This window comes from Vibrio sp. BS-M-Sm-2 (genome assembly GCF_041504345.1).
In the GTDB taxonomy this organism is placed as follows: domain Bacteria; phylum Pseudomonadota; class Gammaproteobacteria; order Enterobacterales; family Vibrionaceae; genus Vibrio; species Vibrio satsumensis.
In genome coordinates this window covers 1,304,519-1,327,861 of sequence record NZ_CP167895.1, presented here as the reverse complement: position 1 = coordinate 1,327,861, position 23,343 = coordinate 1,304,519, and the positions used below count along the sequence as shown (strand labels likewise).

The 23,343-nt window shown below is 44.0% G+C and carries 23 protein-coding genes and 1 pseudogene; 11 read left to right on the top strand and 13 right to left on the bottom strand.

From position 1 onward, the window contains the following. Positions 1-11 precede the first annotated feature (11 nt). The gene (locus tag AB8613_RS21830; protein ID WP_008219279.1) at positions 12-644 is read right to left on the bottom strand and encodes a response regulator; all 633 of its coding nucleotides are present in this window, start codon (positions 642-644) and stop codon (positions 12-14) included. Beyond that, on the bottom strand, positions 631-2,361 hold the full coding sequence (gene narQ, locus AB8613_RS21825; protein WP_372385022.1) for a nitrate/nitrite two-component system sensor histidine kinase NarQ: 1,731 nt from the start codon (positions 2,359-2,361) through the stop codon (positions 631-633). The genes AB8613_RS21830 and narQ overlap by 14 nt, the downstream gene beginning before the upstream one ends. A gap of 253 nt (positions 2,362-2,614) precedes the next feature. Between narQ and napF the strand changes: the two genes are divergently transcribed. The 6 genes from napF to AB8613_RS21795 all read left to right on the top strand — a co-directional run bounded on the left by napF (position 2,615) and on the right by AB8613_RS21795 (position 7,236). Further along, a complete protein-coding gene (gene napF, locus AB8613_RS21820) occupies positions 2,615-3,094 on the top strand; it encodes a ferredoxin-type protein NapF (protein WP_371714944.1) in 480 nt (159 codons plus the stop codon). A 22-nt stretch (positions 3,095-3,116) separates the two neighbouring features. Continuing rightward, complete coding sequence (locus tag AB8613_RS21815; protein WP_371714945.1) at positions 3,117-3,422, top strand: chaperone NapD; 306 nt, start codon at positions 3,117-3,119, stop codon at positions 3,420-3,422. Then, positions 3,419-5,908: a periplasmic nitrate reductase subunit alpha gene (gene napA / locus AB8613_RS21810; protein WP_048660077.1), complete on the top strand. Its 2,490-nt coding sequence runs from the start codon at positions 3,419-3,421 to the stop codon at positions 5,906-5,908. Before AB8613_RS21815 ends, napA begins: the two co-directional genes overlap by 4 nt. 112 nt (positions 5,909-6,020) lie before the next feature. After that, positions 6,021-6,476, top strand: a complete 456-nt coding sequence (locus AB8613_RS21805; RefSeq protein ID WP_010430099.1) for a nitrate reductase cytochrome c-type subunit — start codon at positions 6,021-6,023, stop codon at positions 6,474-6,476. A gap of 29 nt (positions 6,477-6,505) precedes the next feature. Continuing rightward, positions 6,506-7,087, top strand: a complete 582-nt coding sequence (locus AB8613_RS21800; RefSeq protein ID WP_009845456.1) for a NapC/NirT family cytochrome c — start codon at positions 6,506-6,508, stop codon at positions 7,085-7,087. 11 nt (positions 7,088-7,098) lie between these two features. Next, positions 7,099-7,236, top strand: a complete 138-nt coding sequence (locus AB8613_RS21795; protein WP_010430103.1) for a TIGR02808 family protein — start codon at positions 7,099-7,101, stop codon at positions 7,234-7,236. Positions 7,237-7,363: 127 nt separating this feature from the next. On the opposite strand, the gene phaC is transcribed toward AB8613_RS21795, so the two are convergent. The 5 genes and pseudogenes from phaC to AB8613_RS21770 all read right to left on the bottom strand — a co-directional run bounded on the left by phaC (position 7,364) and on the right by AB8613_RS21770 (position 12,929). Continuing rightward, the gene (gene phaC / locus AB8613_RS21790) at positions 7,364-9,190 is read right to left on the bottom strand and encodes a class I poly(R)-hydroxyalkanoic acid synthase (protein ID WP_146490721.1); all 1,827 of its coding nucleotides are present in this window, start codon (positions 9,188-9,190) and stop codon (positions 7,364-7,366) included. Between the two features lie 75 nt (positions 9,191-9,265). Then, on the bottom strand, positions 9,266-9,613 hold the full coding sequence (locus tag AB8613_RS21785) for a phasin family protein (protein WP_055318901.1): 348 nt from the start codon (positions 9,611-9,613) through the stop codon (positions 9,266-9,268). Between the two features lie 130 nt (positions 9,614-9,743). Further along, positions 9,744-10,955, bottom strand: coding sequence for an acetyl-CoA C-acetyltransferase (locus AB8613_RS21780; protein WP_146490722.1), 1,212 nt, complete (start codon positions 10,953-10,955; stop codon positions 9,744-9,746). Between the two features lie 26 nt (positions 10,956-10,981). After that, positions 10,982-11,721, bottom strand: a pseudogene (locus AB8613_RS21775) (SDR family oxidoreductase). A 530-nt stretch (positions 11,722-12,251) separates the two neighbouring features. Next, positions 12,252-12,929 carry an SH3 domain-containing protein gene (locus AB8613_RS21770; RefSeq protein ID WP_285953575.1) on the bottom strand — a complete coding sequence of 226 codons (678 nt, stop codon included), beginning with the start codon at positions 12,927-12,929 and terminating at the stop codon, positions 12,252-12,254. Between the two features lie 96 nt (positions 12,930-13,025). Here AB8613_RS21770 and AB8613_RS21765 point away from each other — a divergent pair, with 96 nt between their 5' ends. Beyond that, the gene (locus AB8613_RS21765) at positions 13,026-13,601 is read left to right on the top strand and encodes a hypothetical protein (protein WP_372385021.1); all 576 of its coding nucleotides are present in this window, start codon (positions 13,026-13,028) and stop codon (positions 13,599-13,601) included. Positions 13,602-13,869: 268 nt separating this feature from the next. Beyond that, positions 13,870-14,112 carry a hypothetical protein gene (locus tag AB8613_RS21760; RefSeq protein WP_146490726.1) on the top strand — a complete coding sequence of 81 codons (243 nt, stop codon included), beginning with the start codon at positions 13,870-13,872 and terminating at the stop codon, positions 14,110-14,112. Positions 14,113-14,282: 170 nt separating this feature from the next. On the opposite strand, the gene AB8613_RS21755 is transcribed toward AB8613_RS21760, so the two are convergent. After that, the gene (locus tag AB8613_RS21755; protein ID WP_102423585.1) at positions 14,283-14,741 is read right to left on the bottom strand and encodes an Lrp/AsnC family transcriptional regulator; all 459 of its coding nucleotides are present in this window, start codon (positions 14,739-14,741) and stop codon (positions 14,283-14,285) included. A gap of 149 nt (positions 14,742-14,890) precedes the next feature. Here AB8613_RS21755 and AB8613_RS21750 point away from each other — a divergent pair, with 149 nt between their 5' ends. Both AB8613_RS21750 and AB8613_RS21745 read left to right on the top strand, forming a co-directional pair. Then, positions 14,891-15,820: a DMT family transporter gene (locus tag AB8613_RS21750; protein ID WP_372385020.1), complete on the top strand. Its 930-nt coding sequence runs from the start codon at positions 14,891-14,893 to the stop codon at positions 15,818-15,820. Positions 15,821-15,966: 146 nt separating this feature from the next. Continuing rightward, positions 15,967-16,431: an exoribonuclease R gene (locus tag AB8613_RS21745; RefSeq protein WP_327784896.1), complete on the top strand. Its 465-nt coding sequence runs from the start codon at positions 15,967-15,969 to the stop codon at positions 16,429-16,431. A 65-nt stretch (positions 16,432-16,496) separates the two neighbouring features. Here AB8613_RS21745 and AB8613_RS21740 read toward each other — a convergent pair whose 3' ends face one another. From AB8613_RS21740 to AB8613_RS21720, 5 genes are all read right to left on the bottom strand, one after another. Continuing rightward, on the bottom strand, positions 16,497-17,870 hold the full coding sequence (locus AB8613_RS21740; protein ID WP_327784895.1) for a HAMP domain-containing sensor histidine kinase: 1,374 nt from the start codon (positions 17,868-17,870) through the stop codon (positions 16,497-16,499). 45 nt (positions 17,871-17,915) lie between these two features. After that, positions 17,916-18,647, bottom strand: coding sequence for a response regulator transcription factor (locus AB8613_RS21735; RefSeq protein WP_327784972.1), 732 nt, complete (start codon positions 18,645-18,647; stop codon positions 17,916-17,918). Between the two features lie 81 nt (positions 18,648-18,728). Continuing rightward, on the bottom strand, positions 18,729-19,409 hold the full coding sequence (locus AB8613_RS21730; RefSeq protein ID WP_372385019.1) for a spondin domain-containing protein: 681 nt from the start codon (positions 19,407-19,409) through the stop codon (positions 18,729-18,731). 9 nt (positions 19,410-19,418) lie between these two features. Further along, positions 19,419-20,102: a spondin domain-containing protein gene (locus tag AB8613_RS21725; RefSeq protein WP_285953578.1), complete on the bottom strand. Its 684-nt coding sequence runs from the start codon at positions 20,100-20,102 to the stop codon at positions 19,419-19,421. A 384-nt stretch (positions 20,103-20,486) separates the two neighbouring features. Beyond that, positions 20,487-20,828, bottom strand: a complete 342-nt coding sequence (locus AB8613_RS21720) for a YggL family protein (protein WP_008219317.1) — start codon at positions 20,826-20,828, stop codon at positions 20,487-20,489. Positions 20,829-21,082: 254 nt separating this feature from the next. Between AB8613_RS21720 and AB8613_RS21715 the strand changes: the two genes are divergently transcribed. Further along, the gene (locus tag AB8613_RS21715) at positions 21,083-23,110 is read left to right on the top strand and encodes a PhoX family phosphatase (RefSeq protein ID WP_372385018.1); all 2,028 of its coding nucleotides are present in this window, start codon (positions 21,083-21,085) and stop codon (positions 23,108-23,110) included. Positions 23,111-23,343: the final 233 nt, after the last annotated feature.

Here is a 23,343-nt window from a genome sequence, read left to right as displayed (position 1 = left end):
AGGAACAAGCCCTACTTCATTTCACCATAGCGTTCTAGATACAGAACCGTGGCAGCAGTACGTGAAGGCACTTGCAGCTTTTTCAGCAAGCTTTTCATATGTACCTTAACTGTCGATTCAGAAATAAACAGGTGATCAGCGATCTGTTTGTTGCGGTAACCTTTCGCAACTTCTTGAAGGATTTGCATTTCGCGTTCAGTCAGTTGGTCGAAGATATCATTACGGCTACCTGCGTCATTTAAGTAACGAGCAACCACACTGCTGTATGCCTTGTCACCACTGTGTGCTTGCTTAAGCAGTTCGATTAACTCATCGGGTTCTGTGTCTTTCAACAAGTAACCATCAGCACCCGCTTTTACAATCGCTTCAATGTCTGCAGGGCTATCAGAGACAGTCAGGATTACAATGTTTGCGCTTGAGCCGTCAGTACGAAGTGCTTTCAGCGTATCAAGTCCAGACATACCTTTCATATTAAGATCCAATAAGATCAAATCAGGTTCTTCTTCATGGGCAAGAGCGACTGCTTCAGTACCGTTACTTGCTTCTGCAATCACTTCGAATTCATCTTCAAAGCTCAGTAATTGACTTATACCTCTACGCATCAATGGATGATCATCAACCAGCATTACTTTACAAATCGTCAACTTTAACTTCCTTCAAACTTTTATATTTCAATATGACTGTACAGCCTTCACCTTGAGCTGCTTCAATCGTTAAGTCGCCATTCAGTCTTGCCGCACGCTCCTGCATAATGCTCATCCCGTAGTGGTTCGTCTTAGAACTACTTGAGTCAAAGCCATCTCCATTATCTTTAATCACGACTAATACTTCACCGTCCTCATCGATACAGCATACATCTATCAAGTCGGCATTGGCGTGTTTTATTGCATTTATTGTTGCCTCACGAATCAACTGAAGCAAGTGAACCTGACTGTGTGCATCAAGCTCTATGGATGAAAGATTATTGGTTAGGTTAATCTTTGCATCTGTTCTTTCGCTGAGCTCTTCAAGCATGGTGCTCAAAGCATCTCCGAAGTTGCCCTCTTTTATGGTCAACCTGAATGTGGTGAGTAGCTCTCTTAACTGAGTATAGGCGTCTGCTAAACCGTTACCGATTTCCGACGCTATTTGTTCTGACTGCTCTCTGTGTTGCTGCTCTGGTAACTTACCAATCACACGCTTTAATAATGTAACTTGGATTTTCAAGTAGGATAGTGATTGAGCCAGTGAATCGTGCAACTCACGTGCGATCGTCGCTCGTTCTTCCATAATAATAAGCTGTTCGGCTTTCTTTTGGGCACGATTATAATAAATAGCTCGAGATAACAGTTGAATAAAGCTCTCGATCAACGCCTTGGTAGAATGCCCATGGTGATACGAACAGTACAAGTAACCGAGAATGAGTTCGTTATCATCTAGCTTCATCTCGAACTTTTCGTAATCTAAATTCGAATCGTAGCCTTCATCCATAATCAATGAACGACCCGAGTTATCAGCTATCTCAAGCCTTAACGACTCTATTCCTTCTAGACTGACTAGGTGCTGCAGAATAGCTCGGAAGTTTTCTGGGGCGATACGTGTAACCGTAAGTTCTTGTGACGAGTGATAAAGTGCCTGCAGTGACTGGTTAGCATTTTGTAGTTCTACCGTCTTAGCATCTACTACATCTTCAAGATTGCGATAAAGCACGCCGAGATCTTTCGCCATCGAGTTAAAGGTTTTAGTCAAAATGCCCAATTCGTTGCTACTGGTCACTTTGAGTTCTACTTCAAAATCACTGTTCTTAATTCGCTGGCTGGCTCCAACTAAGGCATGTAGCGGTTTAACAACTTGTTTACGTACAAAGTGAACAACAAAAAGAGATATGACGAGAATTCCGCCTAAACCAATACCACCAGCCCACGCCAGTTTTATCAGCTTATCTTCAGAGAACTCTTGCAGCTTAAAAACGAAGCCATCGATTTCAGTCACGAAGTTTTCAACTAACACGAGATAGTGTTTGCGATCTTCACTGTTCAATACACGTTTCAGCTCATGCCAACGGCCAATGATTAGATAGTAGTCTTCTGTGATGTCTGTCGGAACTTCCCAACTTACCAAATTGGTCATCGACGGTGAGTAAAGAGAGCTTTCGAATTCACGGATATGAGAATCATAATCAACTGATTCTATTTGAATATCATGGGCTAGACGGTAACTCTGCATTCGCATCGAACCTGCGACATTCACCGCTTCTGCATCATTCAGACTTGAAGCCAATGTAAAGATAGCAAAGCCAGTCGTAGTAACCGACAACAGCAGTATAGATAGCAGTGACTTAGCTATCGTACTCGTTACAGATGAAACCGGTTTTATAAGCAAAAGAGCCTTCCTATTGATAAATGACTTGCCAGCAAGATCGTATTGTCACACATCAAAAATCATAGCTCCATTCAATATGTGATCACTCGCTTCGTAATTTATTGATCTGAGACAATATATGCCCCCAATTAGCCCTAAGGGGGTATTTATACAATTGTTTCTAAAACTACACTACTTGTGAGGACAAATTACAAGATATTAATGGAATAATGACCTACAATTACAACATCTTAGCAACATCTATGGGTATCTAGTGGTAGATCTATCAAAACGCCGTCTATTTTCTAGACGAAAAGTTGATTCAAGCCAGATTCGTTTGCCTTGGATTAAAAACCTAGAAAGCTTTGCAGATGACTGCACTCGTTGCGGTAAATGCATCGAGAGTTGTGAGACTGAGATAATCATTGTAGGCGATGGTGGGTTTCCTACTGTCGATTTCTCAATTGACGAATGTACGTTCTGCTATCAATGCGCAGACGTTTGTCCTGAACCCATTTTTACGCCAAAGCAAGGAGAGCCTTGGCAAGCAAAAGCAAGTATCTCTGATAAGTGTTTAGCGCAACAAAATGTTGAATGCCGAAGCTGTGGTGACATGTGTGAACCTATGGCCATTCAATTTCAACTTAGAGCAGGCAGTGTTGCTCTACCAAAAATCGAGTTAAATGAGTGTAACGGTTGTGGAGCCTGCGTAGCAGTTTGCCCTACTTCAGCTATTCTTGTGAGTAATGCATAAATAAAAATAACGAGAGCAATTTATGGCACTAAATGAAGTGCATATATCAAGTTTAGTCGTGCATGTGAGCCCAGAGCATCTCAATGACATCAAAGCAGAGATCGAGCAATTCGATAACGCTGAGATCTACGGAGATAGCCCTGAAGGCAAAATCATCGTGGTCCTAGAAACCGAAAACCAAGGTTTTGTAACGGACACCATCGAAGCAATAAACAACATTAAGAACGTTTTAGGGACAGCTTTGGTTTATCACCAAATCGAAACTGGACTAGAAGAAACGGATTTAGAAACTGGAAGCAACAATTCTCAACTTGAGGGTGAAGTATGAAAATGACAAGACGTGCGTTTGTGAAAGCAAACGCAGCTGCATCAGCGGCAGCCGTTGCAGGTGTGACACTACCGGCAACAGCAACCAATCTGATTGCTAGCTCTGATCAAACAAAAATCACGTGGGATAAAGCGCCTTGTCGTTTTTGTGGTACGGGCTGTTCGGTACTAGTAGGTACTCAAAACGGCAAAGTGGTTGCGACTCAAGGCGACCCAGAAGCACCGGTAAACAAAGGCCTTAACTGTATCAAAGGCTACTTCCTTTCAAAAATCATGTACGGCAAAGACCGTCTAGAACAGCCTCTTCTTCGTATGAAAGATGGCGAGTTCCATAAAGATGGTGATTTCGCACCAGTATCTTGGGACAAAGCGTTCGACGTGATGGCTGAGAAATGGAAAGCATCTCTTAAGAAGAACGGCCCAACAGGTGTTGGTATGTTCGGTTCTGGTCAGTGGACAGTAATGGAAGGCTACGCAGCCGTTAAGATGATGAAAGCGGGTTTCCGTTCAAACAACATCGATCCAAACGCTCGTCACTGTATGGCTTCTGCGGTAGGTGCATTCATGCGTACCTTCGGTATCGATGAGCCAATGGGTTGTTACGATGACTTTGAACACGCAGACGCATTTGTACTGTGGGGTTCAAACATGGCAGAAATGCACCCAGTACTATGGACTCGTATTACAGACCGTCGCCTAAGCCACCCACACGTTCAAGTAAACGTACTGTCTACTTACTACCACCGTTCTTTTGAGCTTGCAGACACTGGTTACATCTTCAACCCTCAGTCTGACCTTGCGATTGCAAACTTCATCGCAAACTACATCATCCAAAACGATGCAGTTAACTGGGACTTCGTGAACAAACACACGAACTTCAAGCAAGCAACAACAGACATCGGTTACGGACTTCGTGATGATGATCCTCTACAGAAAGCAGCAGCAAACCCTAACTCAGGCGCAATGACTGCAATCTCTTTCGAAGATTACAAAGCATCGGTTGCTGAGTACACAGTAGAAAAAGCATCTGAAATGTCAGGCGTATCTGAAGAGAACCTGATCAAGCTTGCTAAGCAATACGCGGATCCAAACATCAAAGTGATGTCTCTATGGACAATGGGTATGAACCAACATACTCGTGGTGTATGGATGAACAGCCTTGTGTACAACATCCACCTTCTAACAGGTAAGATTTCTACTCCAGGTAACAGCCCATTCTCACTAACTGGCCAGCCATCTGCGTGTGGTACAGCTCGTGAAGTAGGTACGTTCTCTCACCGTCTACCTGCAGATATGGTGGTTGCTAACCCTAAACACCGTAAGATTGCAGAAGACATCTGGAAACTTCCAGAAGGCACTATCCCAGCAAAACCTGGTAAACACGCTGTTGCTCAAGACCGAGCATTGAAAGACGGTACGATCAACGCTTACTGGGTAATGTGTAACAACAACATGCAAGCTGGTCCAAACATCAACACTGAGCGTCTACCTGGTTACCGTAACCCAGACAACTTCATTGTTTGTTCAGACCCGTACCCAACAGCAACAGCTCAAGCTGCTGACCTTATCCTTCCTACCGCAATGTGGATTGAGAAAGAAGGTGCTTACGGTAACGCTGAGCGTCGTACACAAGCTTGGTACCAACAAGTGAAAACGGTAGGTGAAGCTAAGTCTGACCTATGGCAAATCATGGAGTTCTCTAAGCGCTTCACTATTGAAGAAGTTTGGGGGGAAGAACTGGTTGCGAAAATGCCTGAGTACCGTGGCAAAACCATGTACGACGTGCTTTACAAAAACGGCAATGTTGATGCGTTCCCTCTGTCTGAAGCTCAAGAGCTTAACGACGATGCACAAGCACAAGGTTTCTACGTTCAAAAAGGTCTATTCGAAGAGTACGCTGCATTTGGTCGCGACCACGGTCACGATTTAGCACCATACGATACTTATCACAAAGTACGCGGCCTACGTTGGCCAGTTGTTGACGGTAAAGAAACACTATGGCGCTTTAAAGAAGGTTCAGATCCATACGCTAAGAAAGGCTCTGGCTGGGACTTCTACGGAAAACCAGATGGTAAAGCGCTGATCATCAATGCTCCATATGAAGCTCCACCAGAAGTACCAAACGAAGAATACGATATGTGGCTATGTACAGGCCGTGTTCTTGAGCACTGGCATACAGGTACTATGACTCGTCGTGTACCAGAGCTTTACAAAGCAGTACCGGATGCACTTTGTTACATCCACCCTGCTGACGCTAAAGCTCGTGGTCTTCGCCGTGGTGATGAAGTTCTTATCGAAAACAAACGTGGTGAAGTTCGTGTGCGTGTTGAAACTCGCGGCCGTAACCGTCCACCACAAGGCTTGGTATTCGTACCATTCTTTGATGCAAGAATTCTGATCAACAAGTTGATCTTGGATGCAACGGATCCTCTGTCTAAACAGACGGACTACAAGAAGTGTCCAGTTAAGATCACTAAAGTCGCTTAAGCCCTAGGCTTAGAGAGACGATCTTAAGTATCTAATATTGCGGCTACTTTTTTCACGCTTTTGAAAAAAGTAGTCCTCTCAAAGAATTAGCCTTTAGGCGGAGAAATTAACCATGAAAAAACTGATTACTGCTCTACTATCAGCTGGTCTTTTGCTAGCTGGTGCAGCTCAAGCTGAACTGGATAACCCAGGCGGCATTGGTGGCGTAGAATCTCTACGTGGTGCAAGTGAACTTGAAGCAACTCGCGCAGCAGATGACTTCAAAAAGTTCCCTCGTGACCAAGTACTTGAGAGTGACTACGTATACCAACCACCTCTAGTGCCTCATACTATTCGTAGCTATGAAGTTTCTCTTAACGCTAACAAGTGTCTTTCTTGCCACAGCTGGAAAAACGCAAAAGAAATGGGTGCTACTAAAGTGAGTGTAACTCACTACATGAACCGTGAAGATGCGGTACTTGCAGACGTATCACCTCGTCGTTACTTCTGTCTACAGTGTCACGTACCTCAAGCTAATGCTAAGCCGCTAGTTGAGAACGAGTTCAAACCTGTAGATTCACTGCGTTAATCGTAGCCGGACTGTAAGAGAGGCTATATATGATAAAATTACTTAAAGCGTTTTGGAAAAGACTCGCGACACCAAGTAAAGCAGCTGTAGGCGTTGTTTTGTTCTTGGGTTTCTCGGGTGGTCTTTTGTTCTGGGGTGCATTCAACACGGGTATGGAGGCAACTAACACGGAAGAGTTCTGTTCTGGCTGTCACGCACCTATCGTTGCTGAAATCCAAGAGACAATTCACTACTCTAACCGTTCTGGTGTTCGTGCTATCTGTTCAGACTGTCACGTACCTCATGAATGGACAGATAAAATTGTTCGTAAGGTTCAAGCATCTAAAGAGCTATACGCACACTTTATTGCGAAAACCATCAATACTGAAGAAAAGTTCAAAGCACGTCGTGCTCACCTAGCGGAACGCGAATGGGCTCGATTGAAAAAGAACGATTCACTTGAGTGTCGTAACTGTCACCAGTTCGATTACATGGACTTCTCAGAGCAGAGCCCTCGTAGCGCGAAACAACACTCGACTGCGCTAGCTTCTGGTGAAAAAACTTGTGTAGACTGTCACAAAGGTATTGCACACAAACTACCAGACATGCACGGCGTTGAAGGCTGGCAATAAGGAGCGATTGAATGAGTACTTTAGAAAGCGTAATTTGGCACATCCTAGGTTACAGCGCTATGCCAGTTATCATTCTTGGCGGCTTCGCAGGTGTTGCAGCCGTATCTCTTTGGATTTTATCTATGGGTAAAGACAAAGAAATCGATTAACAATCGAGATTACATCAACTTCTGCCAGATAATTCTGATATGAGTTGATACGAAAAAGCCACTGATTTCAGTGGCTTTTTTATTATCTGACGCTCTGTACTTTTACTTTCAAATACGTATACGTACTCTAAGCTTCACTTTCCGGTACGTCTTTCTTAGCAACTTCTGTATCAACGTTTTCTTTATCGACGATAGGAAGTACCTGTTTTACATAGTTACCTGGAGCCTTGCCAATCACAGGATTAAGCTCTGAGCCTTGATTGAAAGGTTCGATTTTTTCTTCAGTTTCAAAACCTTGGAGCCACTGATTCCAGTGTGTCCACCATGAACCTTCATTGTGAGTCGCATTCGATAACCACTCGTCTGCAGAATCATCTAAGTTATCGTTAAGCCAGAATCCATACTTCTTCTTGTCTGGGTGATTAACAATACCCGCAATATGACCAGACTCGCCCAGCACGAACGTCTTGTTGCCACCGGTATTCAAGGCACCACGGTAAGTCCCCTGCCAAAGAGCGATATGATCTTCTTTGGCTGAAATGAAGTAGCTTGGTATTTTTATCTTATTGAGATCAATCCAAACACCGCCAACTTTCACGCCTTTGTCTTGAACCAGCTTGTTTTCTAGATAAAGCTCTCGCAACAAGAAGTTATGACACTTAGCCGCCACGTTTGTGCTGTCACTGTTCCAGTACAGAAGATCAAACTCCATCGGGCTGCTGCCTTTGAGGTAGTTATCAATGTAGTAGTTCCAGTACAGACTGTTTTCACGAAGCAAACTGAACGTCACACTCAACGAACGACCATCCATATAGCCCTTGCCATCGTTCTGCTTCTCAATCGCGTTGATGATTGTCTCATTGATATACGCGCCCACCTCACCCGGCTGCGAGAAATCCAACAAGGTGGTAAAGAACGTCGCGGTTTTAATACGTTTCTTCATGCGTTTTGCAGCGTAGTAAGCCACCGTTGAAGCGAGCACAGTGCCACCAATGCAGTAACCTGCTGCATTAATCTGCTCTTTACCGGTAATGTCTTCAATCGCAGCAACGGCTTTAACCACGCCTTCCGTAACATAATCACCAAACTCAGTGTCTTTCTGCGCTTCACCAGGGTTGCGCCAAGACATCATGAATACGCTATGTCCTTGCTCAAGTAACCAGCGAACCATCGAGTTCTTCTCACGAAGGTCAAGAATGTAGTACTTATTGATGAACGGCGGAACGATCAACAAAGGCGTCGCGTTAACCTGCGGTGTCTTTGGGTGGTACTGAATCAGCTCAAACAGCTCGTTTTGAAAGACAACATCACCTTCGGTGTTCGCAACATCCACACCCAATCGGAAAGCGTTGTTGTTGGTCATGCGGATCTTGAGTATATCGGCGCTTGCTTCAACGTCTGCTTGTAACTGCTCTAATCCATCGAGGAGGTTTTCACCATTTCGCTCAAGCGTCAGTTTCATCAGCTCTGGGTTAGTCGCAATGAAGTTGCTTGGCGACAGTGCATTAATAGCCTGACGTGAAAAGAACGCCACTCGCTCTTTGGTTTTTTCGTCAATACCTTCGATCGAGTTGATGGTGTCGATATAGCTTTTACTGAATAACAAATAGGATTGTTTTATAAAGCTGTAGAACGGGTCGTTTTTCCACGCTTCATCAATAAAGCGCTTGTCGCTGCGGTCTTCTGAGATAACACTCTCGGTGTTGCCCATCAGCGCGGCATTCTGCCAGATCTTAAGTTGCTGTTCCCACCATTGAGATTGTAACTGAAGTAGAACGGCGGGTTGGTTAGCGGCTTGCTCGAAGATTTTTGATGCATCATCAAAGTTCAATTCTTGCATCGCTTGGTTTAGGGGAGATTGCGCGGCTTCCTTGTTTTGTTCAAAGCTTTCCCACCATTGCTGGTTCGTTTGTTGAAGTTTAACAAGGTAGTCCGAAAAGAAGTGTTGAAACATAACATGACTCCAATAATCGGAAAATCGCCACCGAGCCTCACAGTAAACACTGCGCTAACTCGACGGCGATTAAATTTATGCAGGTGTAACTGTTTTCAAGTTTTCAGTTGTTAGTGTTTCAACATCTTCTTTGAACTCTTTTGCAGCAGCTTGCATTTTTGAGCTATCACTCATCATCTGTTGAGACAGTTGAGTTAGCGCTGCTAGTTGCTGGCTGTTGAACGCCGTTAGGCTAGCCACGTCTTTGATTTCAGTCACTGCTTTCATTTGCGCAAGACCCATGTCCGTGTAAGTCTGCATTGCATTCATTTGCAGTTCAGTCATCGTTTGGACGTTCTTTGCAACCAACTTGTTGAACTTTAAGTACGGTTCAAATTGCTTTTCAGTTTGGTCAGTAATTGTTTTGAAAATATCCGTGTACATAAGTAACTCCTGATGAATACATAGTTTAATAAATTTGTGTCACTATCGTTTCAGCCAACGCTCATCGATTAACTCACGATGCTTTGAAAAGCTGATCCGATATTTAAGATTGCTACCGATATATCAGGCTCTAACCTTCAATACCTTTTAGCAAAACAGCGGTTCCCATTCCTCCACCCACACAGAGTGAAGCAACGCCATAAGTCGTTTTCTGTTCAAGCATTTCATGGATGAGTGAAACAATAATTCGATTGCCTGAAGCACCTAAAGGATGGCCAAGCGCGATTGCACCACCATTCACATTGACCTTTGGCTTGAACTCATCAAGCGGTAAGTCATGCTGCTCTGACAATTGGTACATTACGCCAAGAGCTTGTGCTGCAAACGCTTCATTCAATTCAAACAAATCTACTTCTTCTAGAGTTAGATTCGCCTTATCAAGCGTTTTAGAAACGGCTTCTACTGGGCCTAACCCCATAATCTTTGGGTCCAGACCTGACTGTGCGTAACTGGTCAGTTCCACTAAAGGTGTTAGACCATGTTTCACTACCGCCGATTCAGACGCTAAGATGATTGCACTCGCGCCATCATTGATGCCCGAAGCGTTACCCGCAGTCACAGACCCTTCACGGTCAAATGCTGGGCGAAGCTTTTGTAGACCTTCGAAGGTTGCGTCTGACTTCGGGTACTCATCGGTATCAAAAGTGACAGTTTGTCGACGCTGCTTAACTTCTACAGGCACAATTTGATCGTTAAACTTACCCGCTTCAATCGCCGCAACTGCTTTCTGTTGGCTTTCTAGGGCATAGTTATCTTGAGCAAGGCGAGAAATATTCAACGTATTCGCGATATTTTCAGCGGTCATGCCCATGTGGTAGTGATTAAACGCATCGGTTAAGCCATCACCAACCAGTAAGTCTTTCATTGAGATGTCACCCATTTTGTGACCGTTACGAACGCTCGCTGGTACCACAAAAGGAATTTGAGACATGACTTCAACGCCAGCAGCAATAACGACTTCAGCATCTTGTGCTTTGATGTGCGCCGCTGCATCCATCACTGATTTCATGCCGCTGCCGCAAATCATGTTCACGCCGTATGCAGGTGTTTCCTCAGGTAACCCTGCATAGATGGAAGCCTGACGAGCAACCCCCATGCCTTGACCTGCCGAAATCACGTTGCCGACAATCACTTCATCAATCGCATCCAACGCAAGATCGACAGACTCAAGTGCGCCTTTGATAGCAACGCCAGCCAAATCACCCGCAGATACGTTTTTTAGTGACCCGGTGAATGCACCAATAGGAGTGCGCTTAGCTGCAACAATAAATACTTTTTCCATCATTCCATTCCCTTCAGTTTCGCCAATTAGTGCATGTACAAGCCGCCATTCACAGACAATGTTTCGCCTGTAATGTACGCGCCAGATTCACTCGCTAAAAAGCCCACTGCGTCCGCAATTTCAACAGGTGTTGCTAAGCGTTTCATCGGGATTTGGTTCTTGATTGAATCCAGTACTTCAGGCTTCATTTGCTCAACCATAGGAGTTGCTGTGTAGCCAGGGGCAATTACGTTCACTGTTACGCCACTACGAGCGCCTTCCGCAGCCAAAGCTTTAGAGAAACCAATCATTCCAGCTTTCGCTGCCGAGTAGTTAGTTTGTCCGAATTGACCTTTAAGACCATTGACGGAAGAGATATTGATGACTCGACAATTACCCTTTTCGCACATAGGAGCGAACAAAGGTTGAGTCACGTTGAACAAACTGTTTAAGTTCGTTTCGATAACCTCTTTCCATGCTTCAGCATCCATCTTTTTAAATACGCTATCACGAGTAATACCTGCGTTGTTGACCAGTACATCCACAGTGCCTTCTTCTTCTAACAACTTGCTTAAGCTCAGCGCACATTCCGCAGTATTGGTAACATCTAATTCAAACAATCTCACTTGATCTTCGGTGAATTTTTTTCGTTAAACCAATCCAATGCACATTGGTAGTTTCCTGTAAAATAAGTCGCGATGACACGATAACCGTCTGCAACTAATTTAGAGGAAATTGCTGAGCCGATACCGCCTTTTGACCCTGTAATTAAAGCAAGCTTTTTCATTAATGGTTCCATCCCTTACAAGCAATTAAATAACAATGATGTTAATAAGATAATGTCTTAGTTGATAATTAAACTTTACGTTTTGCTTTAATTAAACCCTACAACTCAAAATCAAAAAATATTATTACAAATGGAAAATATTTATATCTTATGATTAAAAACTTGACTTCCCTCTCAAAACCAATGAAATGTTGCGAACATGTAAATTAATGCAAGATACTGATATCAAAAAGATTTATTTACTTTTAACTTTATCACCAAGTAGATAAGTCATTGTTAACAAGAGATAAACCCATATTTCTTAGCTTGTTTCAAGAAGAATGCAAAGTGAGATTTTGAAACGATTGATCATGGTAATAATAATAAAACTCTTATTAGCCATTAATAAATGGTTCCTTATCATTCCATATAAAACTCAATATAATTAACGTTCTGGATTGGAAAACTGAACATTATGAATAGGCAAAAAAAGCCCACTCAATCTATGAGTGGGCTTAAGTAAACATTATTAATAAATAGAGCGTGGGGTTCTACCTCATAAATATTTCATTTGTATTTACATCAAGATAAATTTTATTTTCAAGGGACAACCCACCACAATAAATAAAATAAACATCTCGATTGCTGTACTTAACCGATTTCACCCACCCGCCGAGTTCTTCAAAATCACTTGGGACACACTCCCCTTCAGAGATCAGTTTAGCCACCGAATTACGGAATTTCTCTTGATGAATCTTGAGGTCATCAGACTTAACCAAATAGGAATCTAATATCTCTTTGCTTTCTTTTTCTGAGATAATCACTTCATCATTAGATAGACCTGACATAGACACCCATTCAGCTGTCTGCGGGCCACCTTCTTTGAGAACAATATAATCAGAGATACGAGCCCATTCGCCTTGTTTCTCTAACACTTCGATCTTTTCACCTTTGTAGAGATAATCTGTTATCAACCCATCAATTTCAGGCTGTTCTACCACTTCAAGCTTTCTATCCAAAACGTAAAATTCCGTCTGTTCTGGTTCAGGCTGAAGATCCATTATGGGTGCAAGGTCAGATTCTGACTGCTGAGTAACTTCTACAGCTGGCTCTTCTATTTTCTCTGGTGGAATTGGGGCTTTATTCATGATCAAGAAGTAATACGCAGCTCCTCCTCCCAATATTAACAACACAAGTAAAGCGATCAGCGCTTTTTTCATCAAATCCACCAGCTCTTCCGTTTTAGGTATGGTTCAAGTGTACACCAACTCATGCTGCTGCTCATCTATACTCTATATAGAGAACGCGGTAAGTAGAGGAAAGTCATGAGTTTTTGGGTGAAGGTTATCATTGTGTGTGTACCTTTGAGTACTAATGTCGTGCTAGCAAACCAATGTAGCAGTGAAAACTGGCAAATACTGTTGGATCGCCAGCTCTCATTTGAAGGACGTTACAACCAATACACCAAAGAATTCAACCAAGTTCTCTCAACCTACAAGTCACAAACGCTGTTATCCAAACATTTCACCAAAAAGCAGATCATTAAGCTTTGGGCAAAGTACGAACAAAGGTTTAATGTACAGCTCAATAGTCATATGAATACCGCTTACAATGTCTCTGAGGTTCTATTAAAACAGGCATACGTTGTGTCTACCGAGTTAGATGGGGCTGAGTCTCTCACACATTCTTGGCAAGCCGTCGCTAAACATTGTGCTAGAGCAAAACTACCGAGACAAACAGAAAGTGCGCAGGTGCACGTACAAAGCTCACAATCACTCTCTCGAGATCTCTATACACTCAGTGAAAAATTTCGGCAGCTGTCTACAATATACCGTAGAGAAGCTACGATGCTTGATGAAGCACGCCACACAAACCAACCGGTAAGCGATGTATCAAACTGAAGAAACCATTAGATCACCTCACTATTCGACTGGACTTTTCCGATAAATATGTTCTACCCAGTTCATAATATTCTAAGAGCTCGCTAATCAAAGCTTTATCAATAAGTTGTAAAACTAATGTGCTAACTATCAACAATCAAGTTCAATTTCCGACCAATGCAAGCGAGTATGTGAGATATTCATCACAAAATAGATTTACAAACGCCAGAAAATTGTTATCATGAATCTTCATATAACTTAATAACAAGAAACATTTTGGCTAGGTAATATGCAAAAGACTATGGCTTTCAACTGCTTGAGTAACACGGAATGGACTGCAGAGATAAGAGGTAAACTTTTATCTGTAGCTAAACACATGGAAGAGTTCGGTTCAGTAAGTGAGCTAGAGCTATGTAAGATATTTGGAGAAACAATTTGGAATGATGGTGTGGATTACCATTCACATGCTTTTTCATTCAGAATTAATGCACAAACTGGGGATTGTTCAATCTCTCACTTTAAGTATCACTAAGTTTTGCACCTATCATATACGGAGTACCTTTCACGAGGTGCTCCGTTTTTTATTGCCGTGATTTTGTCATTTTGTGGAAGATCTTTTGTCACCTTCGCATTGTTATCCAAAGATCAAACCATTTCGTTTTCAGCTCACTATACTCGATAACACTCACCCTTTCCCTCTGCTTAGTCGGTGTAAACAGGAAGCGGCGCATTGCCTTTCACTTGTCTTATCGCGAGATGAGTATGGATGTCTTTAACGTTAGAGAGACGCTGAAGCTTTCTGGTAAACGCTTCATAGGCCATCAGGTTCGGGCTAACGACTTCTAACAGATAATCATAAGCGCCAGAAACGACATGGCAGCTGATCACCTCCTCCATCTCGACAATGGCACCTTCGAACTTATCGATCGACACTTCTTGGTGGTTGTTTAGGCTCACTTCGACAAACACACTCATCGCCACACCCACCTTCTCTCGAGATAAGCTCACGCGGTAACCGTCGATAATGCCTTTTTCTTCAAGCCTTTTGATACGTCTAGCACAAGGTGACGGGGATAAGCCGACTTCATCAGCTAACTCTGCTGTGGTCAATCTACCGTCCTTTTGCAGCAACTCGAGAAGATGTCTATCAATTCTGTCCATAGTGAAAGCCATTCATTAGTTCAATTCGTTAACAATTGAAAGAATGTTAGCAGAAATCCTCAATGATAGGTCAAGTTAGAACGAAACTTGCCAACTTGAGGCACGAGCTCTCCTCCATAATTAGTCATCATTCACTTTCATTGTTTATTATGAACCTTGGCTATCTATCAATTACCGTCACTCTGCTGATCTGGGCGAGCTTTTTCCTTTCTCTTAAAGGCGGCGCGAATTCAGATTTAACACCTGCAGATATCGCTCTCACAAGATTTCTCATACCGGCTTTGGTGCTATTACCTTTGATGTGGAAAGCACGCTGCGCCATTGTAGTCGTCCCTAACCGTTACTTAGCAGGTATGTTTGTCGGTAGTGGTCTGCCTTATCTGCTGGTTGCAGGTACAGCCATGCAGTTTGTACCTGTTTCTCACGGCAGTGCTTTAGTGCCCGGAACACTACCTCTGTTTGTTACTGGAATTGCGGTGTTTTTTTTCAAGCAACCACTTAGCCGCCACCGAATCCTTGGCCTAGCTTTGGTGCTACTTGGTATTGTGATGTTCTTGGGGAGCAGTTTGACTAGCTTCAATTTTGAATACACCAAAGGTCACTTACTGTTCCTGTGCGGGAGCTTGATGTGGGCAACCTTCACTATCTCTGCCCGTGTCGCCAACCTAGATGCTTTGGTCAGTGCAGGGTTTATTTCTCTCTGCTCTACTTTGTTGTTAGTGCTGCTTATCCTCACCGGAAAGCTCCCTAGCCATTTAATGGATACCCCTTTCGCTCAATGGCCTTTCGCAGAGCTAGCCATTCATTCAATGGTACAAGGTGTTGGAGCGGGTTTGATTGCCGCATTCACTTACCTATATGCGGTTAATACCTTAGGGGCAGAGCGTTCTGCTGCGTTTGGAAGCGCGACACCTGCCGTGGCGACACTATTGGCAATTCCATTGTTTAACGAAGTTCCAGATACGATGACTTGGCTTGCCCTTGGTTCTATTTGCATTGGTAGCTTGGTCGCGAGCAATATCTTTATGAGAAACGACCAATCCATGCAATATCAGCCGCCAAGCCATAGTAAAGCGTAATGCTGTTGATGTTCACCATTTCCACTAGTTTTCAAATACGTGGCACCCAGATAAGCCTACAAAGATAGGCTTATCTAAAATCTGCTTTTTCTAAGCTCGCTTCTCCATTAAACTGTCCGACCTTTTTGCAGATTCAAGAGAACACCATGCAACGCGACTATACCTTAAATTGTTTAATCACCATGCCTCGCCATGAACTAGAAGAATTTAGTTTAAGAATGATCCATCGCCTTGTTCCTGAAGACGCAATGACAGAATTGTTCACGTTCGAACAAGAAGAAGTAACCAGCGAAGAGCGCATGCAGTCGGCAAAATTCGATGCGATGCTGCGAATGACGGCTATTGCGCTTGGCGAAGTAAACCTAGCGTTTTCTGAGTCGGATAACTCACAACAAAACATCGAGCGCATGACTCGCCTACTGCTTTGGCACTTCTATTCGATATCTTTCAACCTTGAAGAAGCAATCGCAATCGAAGTGCACTGCGAAAAAGTAGAGAAGCTCTTAAAGAACGCACCTAAAGATGCATTCGGTTGGGTTAAAGAGTTAACTGAGTTGCTTCACTTCTACGCAAAAATAAATGAAGGCAACGAAGAGAAGAAAGACGCATAACCTCGCTTAATCTTTAGCAGGCTGCAATTCAAAAACAGCCCAGCAAATTCCAAAGGCAGAAAGAGCTATATCGAAGGCAAATAAAAACTTTGCTGGAATGAGTTCTCTGCCTTTGTTGTTTCTAGCACACTGTGATGCAACATCAGTATCGACTGAGCGATCTTGGTTCCTATGCCCAATGAACCATTCGGTGCTTCCTGCTCCACCTCATTGTGAATCACGACTCTCACTCGCTTCGAGTCCGGTTCTAAATCCACACTCAGTGAAACTGCTGTGCCACTTGGGCTATGCCTCAACGCATTGTCTAACAAGTTCAAAATCAACCTTTCAAGCAAGTCACTGTCACCAGCCGCTTTTACTCCATCAGGCATATCCACCTTAAGTTCGACATCTTTATGACGGTACTGACTTTGAATCGTTTCTAAGCACTCACTCAGTAACCCATTCAAATCTATCGACACGTATTGATAGGTAGGAACAGAATTGTCATGTTTGGCACTGTCGAGCAGTGAATGGAGCTGTTCAGACAACTTATTGCCATTGCGGTAAGCAACGTCAATTAATGGGTCTGATTGCGGGTTTTGAATCTTCCACGTTTCTAGATAACCCAACACGCTCGACAATGGCGTTTTCAAATCATGACTGAGCTGCAATAAGCTTTGTCTGCGATGTGATGACTGATATTCAAGCTGTAAGAATTGCTGTTGAATGTGTTTCGCCATCAACTGATAAGAGCGTGCAATCGGCACCAACTCCGGTACTTGATGAATGAAGTTGGGGTCAAGACGGAAATCTTGTTCTGCTTGCTGCTGCAGTTTGTTTGTAACTTCTTCGATAGGGTTTAAGAGGCTGCGCTTCACGAGCAGGTAAGCCCCAATCGCAAAACCTAAGATAGAGATCAGCATAAGTCCTGCTAGCGCCATATAAGGTGTGTCGACTTGCGAATTAGCAATCACGGTATGGCGATTACTGCCAATCAACACATACAGATACCCAACTGTTGAACCCAACTCTTCAATCGCAGCAACGGAAAATACCTTACGAGAATCAGGATTGATCGGGTCTTCGCCAAGAATCGGATAAGGCTCGTCATTTAAAAATTGTCTAATGGGTGCTAAGTCTATCTGGCTTGCCAACACAGTGCCTTCTGGCGCAGCGTGCGTCGTGATATTTCCTTGGCTGTCGAGAAAATAAATGTCGAAATCGGGACCAATCAACATCAAGGTATGAAATATGGATTTAAGGGCTTTGGGGTTGTAGTCAGTCCCAATCATCAGAGGGTTATCATCGCGCATGTGAACCGCGAGCTCTTTGTGTAAGCTTTGTTTAGTTCTTTGTTCTATGGTCTCTTTTTGCCAATGATAGGTATAGGCAATCACTACACTCACGAGCAGAAACCACAAACTGGTAAACAACACTAAACGCGATTTGAAACTCATGTTCTCTCCTCGATGGCTCTTAAGCTTAGGACGCTACACATAGGTCTAAACTTTCGACTCGAACTTATAACCAACACCCCAAACGGTTTTAATGAAATCATCGTCGCTATTCGGCATGGCCAACTTAGTTCTCAAGCGGTTAACCGTGCTACACACCGTGTGGTGATATCCAGAATGATCTGTATTCCAAACGTGATTGAGCAGTTCGTCTTTGCTATAGACACGTCCCGGTCGGGTGGCTAAAAAGTGCAGTAACGTAAACTCGGTTGCTGTCAGTGGGACATCTTGATTATTCAAAGAAACCTGATGACGCTCAGGTTGGATGGTAAGCCCACCAAAGTTCATTACGGATTCGGGTGATTGCGGATCTTTCACTGTTGCTTCAGAGTGACTTAAGCGACGCAGTACGCTCCTTACTCGAGCTTGAAACTCGAGCACACTGAAAGGCTTGGTTATGTAGTCATCAACCCCAGCTTCTAAACCCGACACCTTATCTAGCTCAGTATCTCTTGCTGTAAGCATTAGAACAGGCCTCCAGTCTTCTTGCTGACGTAACAATCGACAGAAATCGAGACCATCGCCATCAGGTAAGCCTCGATCAAGCACGATCAAATCAAACTGGCTTCCCTGATATAGCGCTTGAGCCTTTTCAATTGAGTTGGTTCTTACAACATCATGCCCTTGGAACTTGAGGTGCATCTGCACTAGCTCGGCCAAGTCGTCATCATCTTCAACCAACAATATGTTTGCCATCAAATTTACCGCAGCACTGTTCATTATCCCTGCTCTATTCGGAGTCTGCCCACCTTTCAATTGACCGGAACAGAGCAGGAATTCTTTCATCGTGTGTTCAACCAGTTACTCAGTGCGAGTAATGGTGATTCGCGCACCGGGGTTAAGGAAGCGATGATTGCCACTTAATGCAGAGGTAGCTAGACCATCATCTTGGCTGATGACACCAGAGTGGAAGCTGACGACATCGGTGTCGTTTCTATCACTGTTAAAACCTTCCCCACCACCAGCAGGCCCAGGAATGGTTTCTGCAAGCTCGTCGTTGAGCTCCGTTCCTGAATCCCACACATTCATATTCATCGTGAACGTGTCACCCACCGCTAACGATTTCAGCGATAAACCAGATTCACCAACAAACGCATCATTAGTGTTGACTAGCATTGAAGCAACAGAGATATACCCTTCTTGGTTTGGGTCGACACGAATAGAAACCGTATCTTGTTCTCCGGAAAGAATCAGCCCATTGCCTGAGATGCCTTGATAAACATTAGCGTCGCTGTCGCTGAGCGCGATGAGTTCAGCATTACTACCGCCTTCAGCTAAATATTCAAGGTCAACAGAAGCACTTTGGCCGATCTCAAACAGTTCAAAACTGGTGTTGTGCGTCAGTACCGCAAGTGGCGACATAGGTTGATTGGGCGTGAGGTTGGTAACGCTCACATCGTAGCGGTAGTAATCATCGTCATCATCAGGACAACCGGCTAACACGGCGACAGAAGCAGCGATAAATAAAATTCTAGCTTTCATACATCCCCCTTACTTCACAACGATCGTGATGGTTGCCACAGGGTTTAACCAGCGATGGCTACTGCTGTCAAGGTCACTAATACCGCCTGCAGCATTACTATCACCAATGTTGCCCGGATGAATATGAACCTTAGCGTTAGACACGGCAGTCTCTACACCTGTACCACCAGCGCCAAACGTAATGAAAGGCGGATTTGGCATGCTACCAGCCAACTCATCATTGGCTTCAGTACCTGCATCGTAGCCATTCAGTGTGGCTTTATAGGTACCTGCTTGAGTTGGGATCTTCCAGCTGTCTAATCCAACAAAGCCATCGTTGGTCGGCAACAACATCGCGCCGAGTGACAAGTAAGCCAGATCGCCAGTATCAATATCGAATGTGGTCGCGACACCTGGGTCAAGAATGCCGCTAGCTGGGTTCTCAACGACGACACCACCCGCATTGGCGATGACACCAGATAACCCCGAGATGTCTCCGCCTTCCGCCATGGATTCCAACTCAGCAGAAGCGGCCTCCCCCGTTCTAAACATGAACAAGCTTGAATCATGAGCCGCTGCCAAGATTGGCGTAAAGTAGATCCCTTTCGTCGCATTAGTCACTGTCACCTCAAGCTGGGCTGCCTGAGCTTGAACAGCTCCAAAAGCGAACATCGCTGAGCCAATCACTAAGCTGATTTGAGTACGTTTATTCATTTTGATTCCATCCTTTATTGAGTCCTTTCGAGACCGACGAATGGATAACTTTTAATTACGTGTTATCTAGTCAGCCACGAACTGTGGTGTTGTTGACTCTAAGAATGGCGATCAAATCTATCAGTAACTTCATTGAATTCTCATAAAAGTCTCACAAGTTTATCCAAACTTATTACAGCCCAGATAAGTAGCCATAGAGCGCTGATATTTAAGTGAAATTAGTCGCATCACACAGCAAAAGGGAAACGTTAAAAATAGAATAACAAAGGAATAAAACGCAAAAAGGCCGAATCGACATACCGATTCGGCCTCTGTTTTTGTGTATTGTTGCTCGTTCGAAAAGCCATATAGGCCTCTAAGAAAAGCTAACAGTACAACATCAATTTAGAACGCGTAGTTTGCGTCAATAAGTTCGCTTACTTCAACTTTCGTTACTTCAGCACGCGCTTCAAGCCACTGTGCAACTTGCAGTTGTTCTGCTTCAGTTACTGAGCGGTAACGCTCGATAGAACATAAGAAACCTTCAAACAGCTCTAGGCCACCGCCACCAAAGCATAGACCGATGCTGTCGATGAAATCGATGAACTCGTCAATGAACACATCGTATTGGTCAAAATCAGCAATCGAAGTCTTGCAGCTTACTTCAAAACCCAGAATCGCGAATTCACCTAGGTATAGCTTTTTGCGTAGGCGACGATTTTTGTTTTCGATTTTATCTAATTTCATAACTGTCTCTCTTTTCATTTGATTAAGCATTTATACACAGTTCCAACCCAATCCCCAAGTGTTTTGTCTTGCATAAGAAGTGTTATGGCAAAAATCGTGCTACAGAAACAAAAGCTTAATAAAAACTATAAAAACCTGTCACTTAACTGCTTCACGATTGGTCACACATTTACCCAACTTATTAACCAATTAGTTAGTAGATGGGTAAGTCATAAATAACGAATAATAAAGTCAGCCAATAGGAAGCAGTCGCGATGAGCAAGGAAACATTTGATAGCACTCGTTTTAATAAGAGTAAAAACAAACCCTTCGAAGAAGTTCTAGATGCAAACCTTTCAAGAAGAAACGTATTAAAAGGCGGATTAGGCATTAGTGCTATGACAGCGTTCGGCGCGTTTGGTTTAGCGGGTCACAGCACAGCTAACGCCGCAACGATGCAAGCAACGGGCGCGCAGAAAAGCACCGCAACGCTAGCATTTGAATCGGTTAAAGGCTCATTGACTGACAGTGTTGTCGTACCGAAAGGCTACACAGCACAAGTGCTCGTTCCTTGGGGCACGCCACTTAACAAACAAGGTAATGCTTGGTTAAAAGACGGTACAAACAACGCACAAGACCAAGCTAATGCACTGGGAATGCACCACGATGGCATGCACTTCTTCCCGCTTGATGGCAACAGCAATGATGGTTTGTTGGTGATCAACCACGAATACATTGACCAAAAAGCCCTGCACGCTAATGGTCCTACATACAATGAAGGCGCTCGTCCTAACATTGATGAAGTACGCAAAGAGATCAATGCACACGGCGTGAGTGTTGTTCGCGTTAAGCTTGAAGACAACCAATGGGTAATGGTCGATAACGATCCGCTTAACCGCCGCTACACAGGCGCGACCGTAATGGATCTATCTGGCCCTGTCGCTCACAGTGAGTTTACCAAAACCAGATTCTCACAAGACGGCAGCCAAGCTCGCGGCACATTAAATAACTGTGGCAACGGCTACACACCTTGGGGCACTTACCTAACTTGCGAAGAGAACTGGCCAGGTTACTTCGTCAATAAAGGGACAACGACACCAGCTCAAGAACGTATCGGCATCGCTACTGACAAAACTCGCTACGGTTGGGACACGCTTTCTGGTGACAAACAAGAACGCTTGGATGAGTTTGCACGTTTTGACGTGACACCAACCGCTGATTCTCCAATGGACGATTACCGTAACGAAGCACACGGTCACGGCTACATTGTTGAGATCGACCCATACACAGCAAACTCACGTGCTAAGAAGCGATCTGCTCTGGGTTGTTTCCGTCATGAAGGTTGTACGTTTGGTAAGCTAACCGAAAGCGAGCCGATCGTATTCTACTCTGGCCACGATTCTCGTTTCGAATACCTATACAAATTTGTTTCTGAAGCGAAATGGGACCCGCGTGACGCTGAGCCAAGCAACCGACTAAGTGCGGGCGACAAATACATGGACAAAGGCACGCTTTACGTAGCTAAGTTCAACGATGATGGTTCGGGCACATGGTTACCGCTAACACTAAACAGCAAAACCACCAACGGTGGCAAGCTAGGTGATACGTTTGACTCTCAAGCAGCACTTATCGTTAATACCGCAGGTGCAGCCGACCTTGTAGGCGCAACGCCAATGGATCGCCCTGAATGGTGCTCTGTAGACCCAATGACAGGTACCGCTTACCTAACGCTAACTAATAACAACAAGCGTAAAGAAGCCAATTCAGCGAACCCTCGCGTAAACAATAAGTTTGGTCATGTTATCCGTTGGGACGAAGGCAAAATGGCAGGCGAATTTGATTGGGATATCTTTGTATTCGGTTCACCTGCAGTAGAAGACAAGTCTATCAACCGCTCTGGTCTAACAGACATGAACCAATTCGCGAGCCCTGATGGCTTAGCGTTTGATGCTCGTGGCATCCTGTGGATTCAAACTGATAACGGCGCAGACGAAGTAACGGGCTACACCAACGACCAAATGCTGGCTGTGGTTCCGTCTCAGTTAACGGATGATAAAGGCAACAGCGCGGTGATCGATGCTAACAACCAAGCACAACTTAAGCGCTTCTTTGTTGGTCCAAACGGTTGTGAAGTGACTGGCTTTACTATCAGCCCAGACTTCAAATCACTGTTCGTGAACATTCAACACCCAGCAAACTGGCCATCGTCTGAAGATGCAACGGCTCAAACTCAAGGCAATGTTCGCCCGAGAGCATCGACAGTTGTCATTCGCCGTGAAGACAGTGGTGAAATCGCGGTTTAATAAGCAAATCTAGCTAAGGTCAGCAATCTTACTGCTATCTAGTTTCTGTTCGCTAGCTAAGTAAAATCAAAAAGAGCGATAAGGCTAATTGCCCTATCGCTCTTTTTATATTCTATTCATTCTTTGGTTTAAGTAAGAATCCGAATTTTCAAAACTCACCGTAATCCTAAGTACTCATCATCCCAAGCACGCGTCATCCTCGAGAAGGAGGAACGACTGAGTCGGGGATCTCT